General features: G+C 55.1%; 11 protein-coding genes. 7 read left to right on the top strand and 4 right to left on the bottom strand.

What is annotated here, in order from left to right:
• The first annotated feature begins 50 nt into the window (after positions 1–50).
• Entirely contained in the window at positions 51–1,535 is a 1,485-nt protein-coding gene (locus C8R31_RS07605) for an NADH-quinone oxidoreductase subunit M (RefSeq protein ID WP_107693412.1), read from the top strand.
• Positions 1,536–1,571: 36 nt separating this feature from the next.
• Positions 1,572–3,017 carry an NADH-quinone oxidoreductase subunit NuoN gene (nuoN, locus tag C8R31_RS07600; protein ID WP_107693411.1) on the top strand — a complete coding sequence of 482 codons (1,446 nt, stop codon included), beginning with the start codon at positions 1,572–1,574 and terminating at the stop codon, positions 3,015–3,017.
• A gap of 224 nt (positions 3,018–3,241) precedes the next feature.
• Here nuoN and C8R31_RS07595 read toward each other — a convergent pair whose 3' ends face one another.
• Entirely contained in the window at positions 3,242–3,925 is a 684-nt protein-coding gene (locus tag C8R31_RS07595) for a PEP-CTERM sorting domain-containing protein (RefSeq protein ID WP_219907471.1), read from the bottom strand.
• A 466-nt stretch (positions 3,926–4,391) separates the two neighbouring features.
• Here C8R31_RS07595 and C8R31_RS07590 point away from each other — a divergent pair, with 466 nt between their 5' ends.
• Positions 4,392–5,222 carry an NADH-quinone oxidoreductase subunit N gene (locus C8R31_RS07590; protein ID WP_375136119.1) on the top strand — a complete coding sequence of 277 codons (831 nt, stop codon included), beginning with the start codon at positions 4,392–4,394 and terminating at the stop codon, positions 5,220–5,222.
• 166 nt (positions 5,223–5,388) lie between these two features.
• Here the strand turns inward: C8R31_RS07590 and C8R31_RS07585 are convergent, their stop codons facing one another.
• Complete coding sequence (locus C8R31_RS07585; RefSeq protein WP_258192614.1) at positions 5,389–5,610, bottom strand: entry exclusion lipoprotein TrbK; 222 nt, start codon at positions 5,608–5,610, stop codon at positions 5,389–5,391.
• Between the two features lie 425 nt (positions 5,611–6,035).
• The gene (locus C8R31_RS07580; protein ID WP_107693408.1) at positions 6,036–7,139 is read right to left on the bottom strand and encodes a sorbosone dehydrogenase family protein; all 1,104 of its coding nucleotides are present in this window, start codon (positions 7,137–7,139) and stop codon (positions 6,036–6,038) included.
• Positions 7,140–7,293: 154 nt separating this feature from the next.
• Here C8R31_RS07580 and htpG point away from each other — a divergent pair, with 154 nt between their 5' ends.
• Positions 7,294–9,231 carry a molecular chaperone HtpG gene (htpG, locus tag C8R31_RS07575; protein ID WP_107693407.1) on the top strand — a complete coding sequence of 646 codons (1,938 nt, stop codon included), beginning with the start codon at positions 7,294–7,296 and terminating at the stop codon, positions 9,229–9,231.
• Here htpG and nhaR read toward each other — a convergent pair.
• Positions 9,228–10,142, bottom strand: a complete 915-nt coding sequence (gene nhaR / locus C8R31_RS07570) for a transcriptional activator NhaR (protein WP_107693406.1) — start codon at positions 10,140–10,142, stop codon at positions 9,228–9,230. The two genes, htpG and nhaR, sit on opposite strands and share 4 nt — an antisense overlap.
• A 539-nt stretch (positions 10,143–10,681) precedes the next feature.
• Between nhaR and C8R31_RS07565 the strand changes: the two genes are divergently transcribed.
• From C8R31_RS07565 to C8R31_RS07555, 3 genes are read left to right on the top strand one after another with little or no spacing between them, the layout of a single operon-like run.
• On the top strand, positions 10,682–11,926 hold the full coding sequence (locus tag C8R31_RS07565) for a TolC family protein (RefSeq protein ID WP_308811263.1): 1,245 nt from the start codon (positions 10,682–10,684) through the stop codon (positions 11,924–11,926).
• Positions 11,923–13,095, top strand: coding sequence for an efflux RND transporter periplasmic adaptor subunit (locus C8R31_RS07560; RefSeq protein WP_107693404.1), 1,173 nt, complete (start codon positions 11,923–11,925; stop codon positions 13,093–13,095). Before C8R31_RS07565 ends, C8R31_RS07560 begins: the two co-directional genes overlap by 4 nt.
• A gap of 3 nt (positions 13,096–13,098) precedes the next feature.
• Positions 13,099–16,260, top strand: coding sequence for an efflux RND transporter permease subunit (locus tag C8R31_RS07555; RefSeq protein ID WP_107693403.1), 3,162 nt, complete (start codon positions 13,099–13,101; stop codon positions 16,258–16,260).
• Positions 16,261–16,302: the final 42 nt, after the last annotated feature.

Here is a 16,302-nt window from a genome sequence, read left to right as displayed (position 1 = left end):
GGGTTTCGGCTCCGCATCTCTGCGTGACAAATGAACAAAACGGAATAAAAATGCTGTTTGGCCTTCCCTTGTTAAGTCTGATCGTCTGGCTGCCGATTGCGGCTGGAATTGCAGTACTCGCTACCGGTGGCGACCGGAATGCCCAGTTGGCAAGATGGATCGCGCTCATCGGTTCGATAGCGGGGTTTCTGGTTGCGATTCCCCTTTATACCCAGTTTGATCCGTTAACGAACGCGATGCAGTTCGTTGAGCACAGCCCCTGGATCGAACGATTCAATGTTCATTACCACATGGGCGTGGATGGCATCGCGATGCCATTGATCCTGCTTAATTGCTTCACCACGCCGCTGGTGGTCATCGCCGGATGGGAGGTGATAAGCAACCGGGTTTCCCAATACATGGGCGCGTTCCTGATCATGTCCGGGATCGTCAACGGGGTTTTCTCATCCCTCGATGCAGTTCTGTTCTACGTATTCTGGGAAGCTTCACTGATTCCGATGTTTCTCATTGTTGGCGTCTGGGGCGGGCCCAACCGGGTATACGCGGCAATCAAGTTTTTCCTGTATACGCTGCTCGGCTCACTGTTGATGCTCGTAGCATTCATCTACCTCTATCATGTCTCCGGTGGCAGTTTTTCAATCCTTGACTATCACAAACTGCCATTGCCACTTACGCCGCAAGTGCTCATATTTATCGCATTTCTGTTGGCGTTTGCGGTAAAGGTCCCGATGTGGCCGGTCCACACATGGCTGCCGGACGCACACGTGGAAGCGCCCACAGGCGGATCGGTAGTGCTGGCGGCGATACTGTTAAAAATGGGGGGGTACGGTTTCCTGCGCTTCTCGCTACCCATCGTTCCCGACGCCAGCCACCAACTTTCCAGCATGATGATTGTATTGTCCCTGCTTGCGGTGGTTTATATTGGACTGGTAGCGTTGGTGCAGGCGGATATGAAAAAGCTCATTGCCTATTCATCGGTCTCGCACATGGGCTTCGTTACCCTGGGCTTTTTCCTGTTCAACGATTATGGCGTCGAAGGCGCGATGGTGCAGATGATTTCGCACGGCTTTGTTTCGGCGGCGATGTTTCTGTGCGTAGGCGTTATGTATGATCGGCTGCATTCGCGGCAAATCGCGGATTACGGCGGCGTGGCCAACAAGATGCCTATGTTTGCAGCGTTTTTCATGCTATTTGCCATGGCCAATTCGGGCTTGCCCGGTACGAGCGGTTTCGTGGGGGAATTCATGGTCATCATGGCCGCGATCAAGGTGAATTTCTGGTACGCGTTTCTTGCCGCAACCACCCTTATCTTCGGTGCTGCTTATACACTCTGGATGTACAAGCGTGTGGTTTTCGGTGCTGTGACACATCCCGGGGTGGAAGGGCTCAGGGACATCAACCCTCGGGAGATCGTAATCCTGGCGGTCCTTGCAGCAGCCGTACTGGGGATGGGTCTCTATCCGTTGCCGTTGCTGGAAGTAATGCACACCACGGTAGACGACTTGCTGGCACACGTTGCTCGCAGCAAGCTTTAGGAAATATGAAATGGGTCTCGCCTGTTTGAGGATGATATGAATTTTTCGCCGCCTGACTTTGCCCCCGCATATCCAGAAATCTTTCTGTTGGTAATGGTTTGCGTGGTGCTACTGGCCGATCTGGCGTGGGGCGGGAAGAAATCCTACCTCGCCTATTCGCTGGCGCAGTTGTCCTTGTTTGGCTGCCTGCTGATCACTTTTGCCACTTCGGAACCCGGCGTCGTATACACATTCTCTGGAATGTTCGTGGATGACCCAATGGCCGATCTGCTGAAGCTGCTGGTATATCTTACCGTTTCAGCGGTCCTGGTCTATTCACGGGAATACATCACGGAACGTGGCATGCTCAGTGGCGAGTTTTTCAGCCTGGCGCTGTTTGCGACACTGGGCATGATGGTGATGATCTCCGCCAGCCATTTTTTGACGCTTTACCTGGGGCTGGAGTTGCTGTCATTGTCGCAATATGCAATGGTGGCAATGAGACGGGAGTCAGTAGCGGCGACCGAAGCGGCCATAAAATTCTTTGTCCTCGGCGCACTGGCGTCCGGTTTCCTGTTGTATGGCATGTCGATGATATATGGTGCGACAGGCTCACTCGATATCGCCCGGGTGGTCGAAGTCATTCAGGGCGGGGTAAGCAACCATGCCGTGCTGGTGGTGGGGCTGGTCTTCATCGTGGCGGGCATCAGCTTCAAGCTGAGCGTGGCGCCGTTTCACATGTGGGTCCCGGACGTCTATGAGGGCGCCCCGACCGCCGTCGCGCTATTTATCGGCTCGGCGCCCAAATTCGCCGCGTTCGGCTTCATCATGCGGTTGCTGGCGGAAGGTTTGGGCGGTCTGGCGGGGGACTGGCAGGACATGCTCATCATTCTGGCCGTGATGTCCATGATAATCGGCAATTTCGCCGCCATTGCTCAGACCAACATCAAGCGTATGCTGGCGTATTCGACCATATCGCATATGGGATTCGTGCTGCTTGGCATCATCGCGGCGGATGGAAATGGCTATAGCGCCGCAATGTTCTACATCGTGGTTTATGTGCTGATGACGCTCGGCACTTTCGGCATGATCATGCTCCTGTCACGTGCGGGCTTCGAGGCGGACAAGTTAGACGATTTCAAAGGATTGAACCGGCGTAACCCCTGGTATGCGTTTATTACCCTGCTGTTGATGTTCTCCATGGCTGGCATTCCGCCCACGGTTGGTATTTATGCCAAGCTGTCGGTGCTGGAGGCGGTATTAAACGCGGGTTACGTGTGGCTGGCAGTTTTGGCCGTGCTTCTCTCGCTGGTGGGTGTGTTTTACTACCTGCGCATCGTTAAATTGATGTACTTCGATGAGCCGGAAACCAATGCGTTGATCAGGCCGCAGGGCGACGTTAAATTATTGATAAGCGCAAATGGAATCGCAATACTTGCGTTCGGAGTTTTTCCGCAGACATTGATTGCGCTTTGTGCTTACGCAATACAGCAATCGATCTAGGACGCAACGGCGGGATTAAGGTGTAAGGAGCAGCTTCTCAGGCGAGAAACGGGCCAAGATAAGAGTTTTGCATCTCCATTCCGTCCGGTCGTCTTTCGTTCCCTGGGAACCTTTCTGAGGCGTCGCGACGGAAACTCTTCTCCGATTATTATAGCGGGGCGGCACAAAAAACCGATGGTGTCCATGGGCACTTGGGCGTGCGTCCTTGTCGTCCGCAGCGAATGCTAGTAATCCCCAGCGGGGCAATCAAGTTTGCGTCGGCGACGGGCTAGCGCGCCGATTACTCCCAGCCCCGCCAGCAACAGGGCATAGCTTTCCGGTTCCGGTATTGCTGCTATCGTGTTGGAAAACGAACTGCTCAAATCGTTAAAATTCCGATCAAAGCTATTAAGCAAATCCTCGAAGCTCACCAGGGTGGTGTCTGGCAGCCAGTTATTCTGAGCTCTTGCATGAAATTCTCCATCAGGATTGAGTGAGGCCGGACCGGTGAAATAATCGTGACCTGTATCAATCACATGCATACGGAGAGGCAGCGCCGTTCCACCGGCGAATACGCCGAGATCTCGTGTTTCACCGACGGATGAGGAACGACTGTTGAAGAGTAGAATGTCGTTTGCCGGGTTGCTGTCATTTCCCGGTTTACCCGAAGCGTCCAGCATGAGATATAAATCATTGCTAAAACTCGCTCCGCTTCCCTGGTAAGTGGCTGTGACCGAACCAGTCGAATTAACGAAGATTTGTTGGCCTTCTGTTCCCCCGGCAGGCACCGGGGCGGCGAGAGCAGAAATTGATCGAGCAGGCTTGAGCGCTATGCCGTCAGCCTCTGGAGGGACCGGCGCGGCGTGGGCTGAAACGGATGCCATACAGGCCAGAAGCACTACAGTTGACGAGCGAAATGCCAATTTCATATAAGGCCTCTCTTGGTTGAATTCGTGTTAAAGCCACTCTGATATAGGAAAATAGGCCTTAAGTAAAGTCCCGGCAATAGGCCGACCGGCCTATATAAAAGTCTGTGGTAGGTAGGCGCAGAACTCCGAAAGGCCGGTTAACCTTCCACGTGCGGGAACGCTCCGGGTCTTTGAAAAGAACCCCCGGGAGGAGAACACCGCAAGCTCCCTGCTTCGAAAAAGCGACCTTAAAAACTATCTTTCATATGCATACTCCCTGACATGGAAGCGGGAGCGATGGACTGTCATGCCGGTCTGACCCTCTTTGGTTGTGAGAGATCCTCCCTTTCAGGCCCGAGGGGTCAAAATCTGTGGAGGCAACTAATAATTGCAGACGCTTATGGAAGCGTCTGTTAGCCGTTGACAAGGTCTCTGATAGCTGACGCGATAAATCACACTTCTCGCCGCGTTCGGCTTCATCATACGTTTGCTGAAGGAAGGTCTGGGCGGTCTGGCGGGGGACTGGCAGGACATGCTCATCATTCTGGCCGTGATGTCCATGATACTCGGCAATTTCGCCGCCATCGCTCAGACCAACATCAAGCGTATGCGGGCGTATTCAACCATATCGCATAGTTTCGTGCTGCTCGGCATTATCGCGGCGGATGGAAGTGGCTATAGCGCCGCAATGTTCTACGTCATGGCTTATATGCTGATGACGCTCGGCAATTTCGGCGCGATCATGCTGCTGTCCGTGCGGGCTTTGAAGGAAGCTGACAAGCTTGACGACTTCAAGGGGTTGAACCCGCGTAACCCCAGGTATGCGTTTATTACCCTGCTGATGTTCTCCATGGCTGGCATTCCGCCTACGGTTGGTATTTATGCCAAGCTGTCGGTGCTGGAGGCAGTGTTAAATGCGGGTTACGTGTGGCTGGCAGTTTTGGCCGTGCTTCTCTCGCTTGTCGACGTGTTTTACTACCTGCGTATCGTTAAACTGATGTACTTCGATGAGCCGGAAACCAACGCGTCGATTGCGACGCAGGGGGACGTCAAATTAATTGATAAGCGCGAACGGAATCGCAATACTTGCGTTCGGAGTTTTTCCGCAGACATTGATTGCTTTGCGGGTACGCGATACAGCACTCCATATAGCGTAGGTTCCCGCCGTTCCATGCCCGCAGCCATTGGTCCGATCGGTTGTGGGTACGGCAAGATGATGCCCCTTCCGATATCACATTTCAAGACTCGGTCCTTACCTCGGCATCTTATTTCTCAGTTTCAGGTAGTCTCGGGTGTCAATAAACGAGCGGGCAACTGAGGGGGTTCAAAGTGGTGCTCAAAAACGTATCACGACTGGTTTTTTAAAGGAATCTGCGGTTATGACCGTACCTGTTTTCAGGTTCAGTCATCGACTGGCACAGCTCGAATTTCATCAATTCTCGGGGTAATAACACTGTCCTCAACTCAAAAGCTTTTCCCCAACTTTACTTTTTTTCTGCCATAGATTGGCATTTATCAATAAATGCTTGCCGCTCAGCTTCAGTCTTGAAAGTTGGAAGAATCGACTGCATTCCTCCGCCGGAACAATTGGTTGAATTTATTTCAGGAGCGCCGTCCCCACCACCACAACTAATTAAAGTGGCACTAAGAGCAATAATAAATACAAGATTTTTGGAACTCATTAATTCTTCCTCTTTCAAAATCATCAATAATATGGCGTGGACGCAGGTCCGAAGTGTAACAACTCTTGGTTGCCTAGTATAGCTCAGCCACGATCCGAAGAATATCTCATAAGGAGTTCTGAAGCCCGGCAGTTTGCCGTGATCCGTGGTTGGATTGCGCTACACCGCTTCTTCCCATCGGTCTGTACGCAAGGCGATCTTCGAGGGAGTTTTGTTTTGGTCCGCTACCCCGGCAGGCGAGCGCCTAATGTTTGAACTTCGCGCAGTTCAGATGGCCAACAACGGCTGACCCTCAAACGTTAAGCGGCGTGACCGGGAAACCTGGCTATCTGCGATGTCTCGGTCCGAGACATCGACGTCCTGACAGGGCTCGAATGTATCCGTAATTACTCCGCCCACACATGCCCGCGATTGCGGTCCGTTGTTTACTAAAGGCCTATCCGTCCCTGTTAAGGCTTTCTGTAGCTGATCCGATAAATTACCCCGGCAAAATCATCGGAAACGAGCAATGCGCCGTCCGGCATGACGAGCATATCGACCGGTCTGCCCCAGGCGTTTTCCTGTTCTAGCCAGCCTTCTGCGAACACCTCCTGCTTGACTACCTTGTTGTTCTTCAGCTTTACCACCCGGAGGCGATAGCCGATCTTGTTGCGGCGATTCCACGAGCCGTGTTCGGCGACGAAAATACTGTTGCGGTACTCCGCCGGGAACATGCTTCCGGTATAGAAGCGCATGCCTAGCGGCGCGACATGCGGTTCGAATTTGGCCACCGGCGGGGTAAGCTTGCCGCAATCCCGCTTGGCCCCATACTTGGGGTCCGGGATATCGGCATGGCAATAAGGGTACCCAAAGTGCATATCCTTGCGCGGCGCGTGGTTGAGTTCGTCAGGCGGAAGATTGTCGCCCATCCAGTCCCGGCCATTATCCGTGAACCATAATTCCTTTGTCGCCGGATGCCAGTCGAAACCCACCGAATTGCGCACGCCCCTTGCGAACACTTCATAACCTGTACCATCCGGCCTGATGCGCGAGATCAACGCAAAACTGTCCGCCGGTTCACAGATATTGCAGGGCACGCCCACCGCCACGTATAACAGGTTGTCCGGGCCAAACCCGATATATTTTCCGCCGTGATGTTTCTCGCTGGGATAAGTATCGGTCACTACCGTCGGCTTTACGGACTGGCCGGGTTTTGTTTCTATGTCATCAAAACGCAGGATTCTGTTGATTGCGGAGACATATAGCGCGCCGTCCCTGAAAGCCACCCCGATAGGCATGCTGAGTCCGCTGGCAACGACTCTTACGTCGCGCGCCTTTCCCGTATCGGTGATGGCGTACACGTTGCCTTCGGACGCGGATCCTGCGAATACCGTTCCATTTTTCCCCAGGGTTAGGCCGCGCGCATTGGGTACCTGGGCCCAGACGTCAATTGAAAAGCCCGGGGGCAGTTTGATCTTGTCCAGCGGCAGGGCGCTGTCTTGCGCGGCAGCTGGCACGCCGAAACAGAACAGCGATAAGATTGTGAAACCAGTCAAAGTTTTCACGATTGGCATCGCTTCGGCTCCTGATATTGGGACTATGAAAAACTCATCGCAGCAGAACGGATTTCAGCCTGTCTTTAATTAGCTGTCGTTTTTATATGGCTGCGCAACTTGAAAATTTACAACCCGCCCTCATTATTCTCTTGCATTTTTTTAGGAGAGAACCATGCAAGCCACAGCTACCAAGGAACATCTTAGTTTTCAGACTGAAGTCAAGCAGTTGCTCAACCTTATGATTCATTCCTTGTATAGTAACAAGGAAATATTTTTGCGCGAACTGATTTCCAATGCATCGGATGCCGCCGATAAACTACGCTTTGAAGGATTAACCGATGGGGCCCTCTATGAGTCCGACTCTGATCTCAAGATTCGCGTGAGCTATGACGCCGCCGCTCGCACCATTACCGTCGCAGACAACGGAATCGGCATGTCCCGGCAAGAGGTCATAGACCACATTGGCACCATCGCCAAATCCGGCACGCGCGAATTCTTCGGTTCATTGACGGGCGATCAGGCCAAGGATGCGCACTTGATAGGCCAGTTCGGTGTAGGTTTTTACTCCGCATTCATCGTCGCGGACAAGGTAACGCTTATCACGCGCCGCGCCGGCTTGACTCACGAACACGGCGTTCGCTGGGAATCAGCCGGAGAAGGCGATTATACGCTTGAGACAGTGGAGAAAACAGATCGGGGCACGCAAGTCGTCCTCCATCTGCGCGAAGGCGAGGACGATCTTTTGAACGGCTGGCGTCTGCGTTCCATCATCCGGAAGTATTCAGACCACATTACGCTTCCCATCGTGATGAAAAAAGATGAGTGGTCTCAGGAAAAAAACGAAAACGTAATTACCGAGGAGGACGAGACGGTAAACCAGGCGAGCGCGCTGTGGGCGCGGCCTAAAAGCGAAGTGACGCGCGAGCAATATGAGGAGTTCTATAAACACGTCGCGCATGATTTCGAGCCCCCTCTCGCCTATGTGCACGCGAGGGTAGAGGGTAAGCAGGAATATACGCAACTGCTCTACATTCCATCCCGTGCCCCGTTCGATTTATACGATCGCGAATCGCGCCACGGCATAAAGCTCTATGTGCGGCGAGTATTCATAATGGATGACGCGAAACAGTTGCTGCCGAATTATCTGCGCTTCGTGCGCGGTGTGATCGATTCCAATGATCTGCCGCTGAATGTTTCCCGCGAGATACTGCAGGAGTCGAAAGACATTGAAGCGATACGCGCCGGCGCGGTAAAAAAAGTGCTGGGACTGCTAGACGACATGGCGCAAAGCGAGCAGGAGGAGGAAAAGGCCAAATTCAAAACGTTCTGGAAGGAGTTTGGGCAGGTTGTCAAGGAGGGAGTGGCGGAGGATTTCGCTAACCGCGAAAGGATCGCCAAGTTGCTGCGTTTCGTCACCACCCATTCCGCCTCAGACGAGCAAACCGAGTCGCTGGCTGATTACGTCGGCCGAATGAAGGAAGGGCAGGAAAAAATTTATTATGTGACAGCTGAGACTCTGAAGGCTGCCAGAAACAGTCCGCACCTGGAAGTTTTCCGCAAGAAGGGTATCGAGGTGCTGTTGCTATCCGATCGGGTGGACGAATGGCTTGCGGCGAATTTGACCGAATTCGAGGCTAAGCACCTGCAATCCGTCGCTAAAGGCAGCCTGGACCTCGGCCAACTGGAGGACGAAGCGGAGAAAAAGGAGCAGGAGAAAGAAGCGGATGAATACAAGGAACTGACGGAGAAAATCAAGCATGTGCTTGGCGAGAGCGTCAAGGAAGTACGCGTGACCCTACGCCTGACGGAATCTCCCGCTTGCCTGGTTGCGGATAATCATGACATGAGCGGGAATCTGGAGCGCCTGCTTAAGTCGGCGGGACAAAAAGTGAGCCATGCCAAGCCGATAATGGAAATTAATCCTTATCATCCCATGATTCAGCGCCTCAAATCGGAAGAGGCGCGCTTCGATGACTGGAGCCATGTTCTTTTCGACCAGGCATTATTGGCCGAAGGCGGTCAGCTTGAAGATCCTGCAAGTTTCGTAAAGCGAATAAATGAGCTCTTTTTGGCCAGTTCTGGCGGATCGGGCGGGCAGCAGGGCGGCTAAGAAGCAAGCGGAGCGGCGCCCCTGAAGAGTTCCCGATGCGCGGTGTCGTTGATCGCGACGACGGCGGGGTGCGTCAACCGTCGCTCAAGCGAAATGGCGTAGAACTGCTCGGTCACCTCGTCGGTCTGGCCTATAGCGGTCACGCCGTGTTCGCGCTGAACCTCGTCGGCTATTACCGATGGGGCGATAAAAACGCCGATGCCGGCCTGGCCGAAAGCTTGCATTAGCGCGCTATCGTCAAACTCTCCCACGATGCGCGGCCGTAACTGACGTATGTCCAGCCAGCGCATCAGCGGTTCTCGCACGGCGGCCTCCTTGCCGGGAATCAGCAAGGGCGCTGCATCGAGGACCCGCGGCCAGGGTTGTGTCAGCTGCGCTGCAAGCCTGGGTTCGGCGAAAAAGGTGATGCCGCAGTCCCCAAGTTTGTGATTGTAGCCTTTTACATTCGTCCCGGCGGGCATCGGCCGGTCCGCCAGGATCATGTCCAGCCGCTGGATCGCCAGCTCCACTGTCAGACGCACAAGCTTGTCTTCCCGGCATACCAGGCGGACCGGTTCCGTCAGCGCCGTGGCGGGGCTTAACAGCCGGTATGCAATAGATTTGGGCACGGCATCATCGACGCCCACGCGGAATTGTCTCGACACACTTTCAGGTCGGCTGCGCAACGCTTCCTCCAGTTCGTTGCCAATCTGGAAGACCTCATCGGCGTAGGTGAGCGCAAGCCTGCCGGTTTCGGTCAATTCAAGCCGCCTTCCAACCCGCAAAAACAGCGCGACGCCCAGCGTCTCTTCCAGCAATCCGATCTGTCCGCTCAGGGTCTGCGGTGTAAGGTTCAGCCGCTCGCTTGCCCGGACGATGCTTCCGGCCTTGGCGACTGCCCAAAAATAGTGTAACTGTTTATAGTTAAGCATCCTGATGCCGATAAAAGATGCGATAATACTTCGTAAATCCCGATGATGTTATCAGAGAGATACTACTTTTATTGATGCAAATTTTACTCTAGACTGAGCTATACATTAAGTTGCCTCGTATTGAAATTTCCTATTTTGAAAATAAAGCGGCAAGTTCTTCGTTACCCTCTCCCCGGTGTATCAGCTATTTGAGCAATTCGTCATCGGCAGCGGAAGGGGGGTTAATTTCTCGGAAACAACAAGGGTAGTAGATGCATATATCGCCCATTTTTCGCTTCCTGCTGAGCCTGTTTCTTGCCGTTTCTTCCACTGCCATCCTAGCTCAAAATCCTGCAAACGTACCTGTCATTACATCGCCGCCGCCAACTTTCGGGCCAGCGCGCACTGCTCCGGAGCTTCCTGCGCCACCTTCAATAACGCCGCCTCCGCTTGAGGCGCCGGATGTAGCTCCCCCCTCTACTTCGGGAACCCCAGCCACGACACCCCCAGTGGCGCCACTTTCCCTCCCGGGGGCTCCGGCACCTGCGCCTCCTGGGAGGATGCCTTTTGATACGATTCCGTCGGTAACCATACCTTCAGCGGCCGCTTCGGCGCCCCCGCCGGGGGCGCTTTCCATCGAGGATCTACAACGGCTGGGGCTGGAGGCCAACGGACTGGTGCGCGCGGCGCGATCGCAGATAAACATGGCCGAGGCGGGCGTAATCGGGGCTGCCGCCTACCCCAACCCGGAAGTTATTGTGACCGGCGGACCTCAGCACGCGCGAATTCCACAGGCCCTGCCGGCCACGAATCATCGTGCCGTTACCCTGTTGCAGCACATCGAGAACCCCTTCCTGCGGAATGCCCGTATCGGGGCAGCGGAGGCGGGGATCGAGGTCAGCGAGGCCAGCTTCCAGCAGGTACAGGCGGATCTGGCGGCACAGTTGCGGGTGCGTGCCTATGAACTGGTGCTGCGGCAGGAAGTAGCGCGGATGGAAGGCAGCATTTTCAACCTGATGGAGGAGGTGAGGCGGCGCATCAAGGTGGGCGTGGGCGTCGGCGAAACTGCGCGCTTCGAGCTTATCAGAGCCGACGCAGAAGTGTTGAATGCGGCCAGCCGCAAGGAGGCCGCAGAGTTGAACGCATTGCGTGCGCGCGTCGCGTTGATGCAGTTCACCGCGGGCGCCTTGAAACCCGATTTTGTAATCAACGCATCCTTGTTCGATCCGGTCATTTTGCCTACCCTTGAGGATTTGCGGCAGGAAGTCCCTACCATCAACCCGGAAGTAGTGCGCCTGGAGGCCGAGGAGAATCGTGCGCGCCTGCGTATTAATCAGGAACGCGCTACCGTGTTTCCTTCCGTGCAAATTCTGCTCAGCAATTTTCAGGAAGCCCAGTACACGTCGAACACCGCTGGGTTCCACATTACTGTTCCGTTATTTTATCGCCGCCGTGGTGAGATCGACGCGGCTGTAGCGGATTCGGCACGCGTACGGCAAACGCTGGAATACCGGCGCTACGAGATAGGCCAGCTGCTTGAAGGTGCATGGCAGGCCCTGCAGATTGCGCGGCGCAGGGTTGAAATGTTCGAGGGCGGAATTATCAAGGAAGCGGAGAACGCGTTGCGTGTTGCCCAGGCGGCTTATCGCTTTGGTGAGCGTGGGCTGATTGATGTGCTCGATACCCAGCGCGTGCTGCGAGGGATACTTATGGACTCTTTGCAGGCACGTTTTGATTTACAAGCGGCTGCTGCTGAAATCGACCGGCTGCGCGCACATTACCCGAGGGAGCAAGCCGCCGAATGAAACGTATGCTGTCGATCATGGGTTCCGTTGTAATTGCCGTGTTGCTCGTGGCGGCGTGCGATAAAGGCGAGTCGTCCGGCTCTGCCGAAAAAAAAGCGGTACAGCAAGGTGACGAGAAAGCAAAGGATGTAAACGCCATCACGGTCAGACCGGAGGTGGCGCCACGCATAAAAATAGGCTATCCCACCATGGTTGACCTCGCGGATAAAATACAGGTTCCAAGCCGCGTGGAAGTGGATGAGGAGAGGCTGGTACGTGTGGGGTCCTATGTAACGGGCCGGATTATTGATTTGTACGTTATGCTGGGTGACAACGTCAAGGTCGGTGCGCCGCTGGCCCGGATCACCAGCCCTGAATTGACGCAGGCACAGCTGGCCTATTTGCGCGCTTTTTCGCGCACGGTGCTGACGCAAAAAGCGGCGGAGCGCGCTCACCATTTGCTGGCGGCCGATGTGATTGCGGTTGCGGAAGTGGAACGGCGCGAATCCGAACTGGAGGTTGCTCGTGCCGAGCTGGAGGCGGCGAAGGACCAGTTACGCTTGCTGGGCGTAGACAGCGCTGTGTTGAAAGATCTTGCAAAGCAGGGGCATATCCTGCCCTCCGTTACCATCAATTCCACCCGAAGCGGTATTGTTATCGCTCGGAACGTGATCGTTGGGCAAGTCGTGCAACCAGCGGACCAGTTGTTTGGGGTGGCAGACCTCTCTTCCGTCTGGGTGGTGGGAGATGTGCCGGAGCAAATCGCCCGCGATGTTCGGATCGGCCAGCATGTCGAAATTCATGTGCCGGCGCTCGGCGAGATCACTTTCGACGGGCTGATCATATTCGTGTCTGACACGGTGGATCCGATGACCCGAACGGTGATGGTGCGTACCATGGTGGAAAATCCCCAGCGCAAACTTAAACCCGACATGCTTGCCAATATGCACATCACCGATAATCTCCATAAAACTCTTGTGGTGCCGGTAACCGCGGTGGTGCGCGAGGCGAACCGGGACTATGTTTTCCTGTCACTAGGAAACAACCGTTTCGTGCGGGTTCCCGTCGAACTGGGCCCCGAAGTCGCGGATATGCTTCCCGTCGTGAGCGGCCTCACTACCGAGCAGAGCATTGTGGTGGATGGCGCCTTTCACCTGGATAACGAGCGTAAGCTCGCGGAACTGGAATAGTCCATGCTAGCCGCAATCGTCCGCTTGATGCTCCGGCAGCGCCTGATAGTGGTGGTGGTTTCGCTTGCGCTGTGCGCCGGCGGCATTTATGCCGCACAGAATCTCTCCGTCGATGCGTTTCCCGATGTGACCAACATACAGGTGCAGGTCGCCACCGTGGCGGTCGGCCGCAGTCCGGAGGAGGTCGAACGGCTGATCACCGTGCCGGTGGAAATTGCGATGACGGGCTTGCCCGGACTGGTAGAGATGCGTTCCATGAACAAGAGCGGGTTGTCGCTGATCACATTGGTATTCACCGACCAGACCGATGTGTTCTTTGCGCGCCAGCTGGTAATGGAGCGCCTGATCGAGGTATCGTCCAGGCTGCTTCCGGGTATCACGCCGGTCCTCGGACCAGTATCGACGGGCCTGGGGGAGGTATACCAATACACGATCGAGCATCCGGACGACGGCAAGCGCGCGCTTACCTTCGAGGAACTGATGGCGCGGCGCACGATCCAGGACTGGGTGGTGCGGCCAATGCTGCGCTCGATCCGCGGCGTAGCCGAAGTCAACTCCATTGGCGGCCACGTCAAGGAATACCAGGTGCTAGTTGACCCCAACCGGTTGCGTCATTATGACCTCACGCTCGCTGCTGTCGATCAGGCTCTGGCCAACAACAATGCCAATGCCAGCGGCAACATCCTGCCACTGCACGCCGAGCAATACCTGATCCGCGGCGTTGGTCTGATCCGCTCACTGGACGACATCCGCAACATCGTGCTTAAGGAGGTCGAAGGGGTGCCCGTTTACGTGCGCGACGTGGCCGAGGTGCAGTTCGGTGGAGAAGTACGACTGGGAGCCAGTATCAAGGATGGCTATACCGAGTCGGTGACCGGCATTGTGATGATGCTGCGCGGCGGGAATGCCAAGGATATAGTCGGGCGGGTAAAGGAAAAGGTTGCCGAGGTCAACGAGCGCGGCCTGTTACCGGGCGGGCTCCAGATCGTGCCTTTTTATGACCGGACCGTAATGGTGGATGCGGCGTTGCACTCGGTATACAAGGTATTGATCGAGGCATTGGTCTTCGTCATTCTGGTAATGGTTATTTGCCTGGGCAATATGAGAGTGAGCCTGGTGGTGTGTGCGACGCTCATTATCACGCCTTTGGTTACCTTCATGATAATGAACTATTACGGCATTCCCGCGAATCTCATGTCGCTTGGGGGGCTGACCATTGCCATCGGACTGATGGTAGATCCTACGGTAGTGGTAGTGGAAAATATCTTTTTACGCTTGAGCCATGCGCCCAAGGACGAGCCGAAGGCCGAGACAATTGCCAAGGCGGCAGCCGAAGTGGGCGCGCCCGTAATATATGGCATCATCATAATCGTGCTGGTCTTTCTGCCGCTGATGTCTTTGCAGGGCATGGAGGGCAAGATGTTCAGCCCGCTCGCCGTGACCATTTCCATCGCCTTGCTGGTTGCTTTGGTTGTCTCGGTACTATTATCGCCCGTGCTATGCGACTACGCGCTGAAAGGTGGAGCCGAGGAAGACACTAAACTTGTTGCCATCCTGAAGACTCTTTACCTGCGTTTGCTTTATTTAGCGTTAAGGAATCCCAAGGGTACCGCGCTGGTGTCGATAGGCTCCCTTGTACTCGCCGTTGGATTGTTTCCCCTACTGGGGAAATCCTTCATTCCCATCATGAGGGAGGGGGCGGTAACCCCGGTCATTATCCGCGTGCCATCGATCTCCCTCGAAGAAGCGATCGACCTGGAAACAGAAGCGATGAAACTGATCGCCGCGATACCAGGGGTGCAGAGCGTGGTATCGAAGCTCGGCCGCGGCGAGTCGCCTGCCGACCCCGCCTCCCAGAACGAGTCCGACCCGATTGCGTCGCTCGACCTGGAGGGATCGGGACGATCCCAGCAGGAGATCGAGGAGGATATCCGCAAGGCGCTGGAGGTGCTGCCCGGCGTGAACATCGCCCTGTCGCAGCCGATCGCGCAACGGGTGGACGAGATGGTGACGGGCGTACGCTCGCAGGTCGCAGTCAAGATTTTTGGCGATGACCTGGAAGAGTTGCGCAAGCTATCGGAACAGGTCGCACGCATCGTCAAATCAACGCGTGGGGCGCGCGACCTCCGCATCGAACGCCTGTCAGGCCAACAGGAATTGACCATCGATATCGACCGCCGCGCCATTGCCCGGCACGGCCTCAATGTTGCCGATGTGAACGAGTTGATTGCAACCGCAGTAGGCGGGAAGGCGGTATCCCAGGTCTTCGAGGGCGAGCGCCGCTTTACGCTACTGCTGCGTTTCCCCGAGAAATTCCGTCACGATGTCGAGGCAATACGAGAGTTGCTGCTGCGTCCGCCCGGCAGCGCCCCGGCCGGAAGTTTGCTGGCACGCGGCGGCCAACTGGTGCCGCTAAGCGCGGTGGCGGATATCAAAGTCATCGATGGACCGGCGATCATTTCGCGTGAATATGCCAAGCGGCGGGTGGTAGTTGGTGCCAACGTGCATGAACGTGATCTAGGCGGGTTCGTCGCCGAACTGCAGGAGCGGGCTGCGAAGGAGATTAAGTTACCTCCGGGTTATTACTTCGAGTGGGGTGGACAATTCCAGAACATGGAGCGCGCCATGGCGACTCTTGGCATTATTGTGCCAATCACTTTTGCCGCAATCTTTTTTCTGTTGTTCATGTTGTTTAATTCGGTCAAGCTTGCCTTGCTTATTTTCACGGCGTTACCATTCGCATCCGTGGGAGGAGTTATCGGATTATTCATTACGGGGGAGTACCTGTCGGTTCCGGCTTCGGTGGGATTTATCGCGGTCTGGGGCGTCGCCATATTGAATGGAGTGGTCTTAATATCATTTATCAAGGAGTTGCGTGAGCAGGGATTAAGCGTGGCCGAAGCAGTAAGAACGAGTTGCGAGGCACGTTTCCGTCCGGTTCTGATAACCGCCGCGGCTACGATTCTGGGTCTGGCGCCGTTCCTTATCGCGACTGGCCTTGGCTCCGAGGTGCAGAAGCCGCTTGCGATTGTAGTGATCTGCGGCTTGATAACCGCCACGGTGATGACGAAAGTAGTGGTGCCGATGTTATATCGTTATTTCGATCCGCTTCCTGATGTAGCTGATAGTAGCGTCCCTAAAGTAGTCATTCCACAGCCCCATTGATGGTGCAGGATGCAAGCATTGAACAAAAATCGCCGGGGCATA

The sequence above is a fragment of the Nitrosospira sp. Nsp2 genome (genome assembly GCF_003050965.1).
GTDB lineage: Bacteria > Pseudomonadota > Gammaproteobacteria > Burkholderiales > Nitrosomonadaceae > Nitrosospira.
This window is presented reverse-complemented; position numbering and strand designations above follow the sequence as displayed.

What these genes read in the sequence shown, in the direction of transcription:
- C8R31_RS07595 (WP_219907471.1), bottom strand. Translation starts at nt 3,925, where the DNA reads ATGAAATTGGCATTTCGCTCGTCAACTGTAGTGCTTCTGGCCTGTATG.
- C8R31_RS07565 (WP_308811263.1), top strand. Translation starts at nt 10,682, where the DNA reads ATGCCTTTTGATACGATTCCGTCGGTAACCATACCTTCAGCGGCCGCT.
- C8R31_RS07585 (WP_258192614.1), bottom strand. Translation starts at nt 5,610, where the DNA reads ATGATTTTGAAAGAGGAAGAATTAATGAGTTCCAAAAATCTTGTATTT.
- C8R31_RS07560 (WP_107693404.1), top strand. Translation starts at nt 11,923, where the DNA reads ATGAAACGTATGCTGTCGATCATGGGTTCCGTTGTAATTGCCGTGTTG.
- C8R31_RS07580 (WP_107693408.1), bottom strand. Translation starts at nt 7,139, where the DNA reads ATGCCAATCGTGAAAACTTTGACTGGTTTCACAATCTTATCGCTGTTC.
- nuoN (WP_107693411.1), top strand. Translation starts at nt 1,572, where the DNA reads ATGAATTTTTCGCCGCCTGACTTTGCCCCCGCATATCCAGAAATCTTT.
- nhaR (WP_107693406.1), bottom strand. Translation starts at nt 10,142, where the DNA reads ATGCTTAACTATAAACAGTTACACTATTTTTGGGCAGTCGCCAAGGCC.
- C8R31_RS07555 (WP_107693403.1), top strand. Translation starts at nt 13,099, where the DNA reads ATGCTAGCCGCAATCGTCCGCTTGATGCTCCGGCAGCGCCTGATAGTG.
- C8R31_RS07605 (WP_107693412.1), top strand. Translation starts at nt 51, where the DNA reads ATGCTGTTTGGCCTTCCCTTGTTAAGTCTGATCGTCTGGCTGCCGATT.
- htpG (WP_107693407.1), top strand. Translation starts at nt 7,294, where the DNA reads ATGCAAGCCACAGCTACCAAGGAACATCTTAGTTTTCAGACTGAAGTC.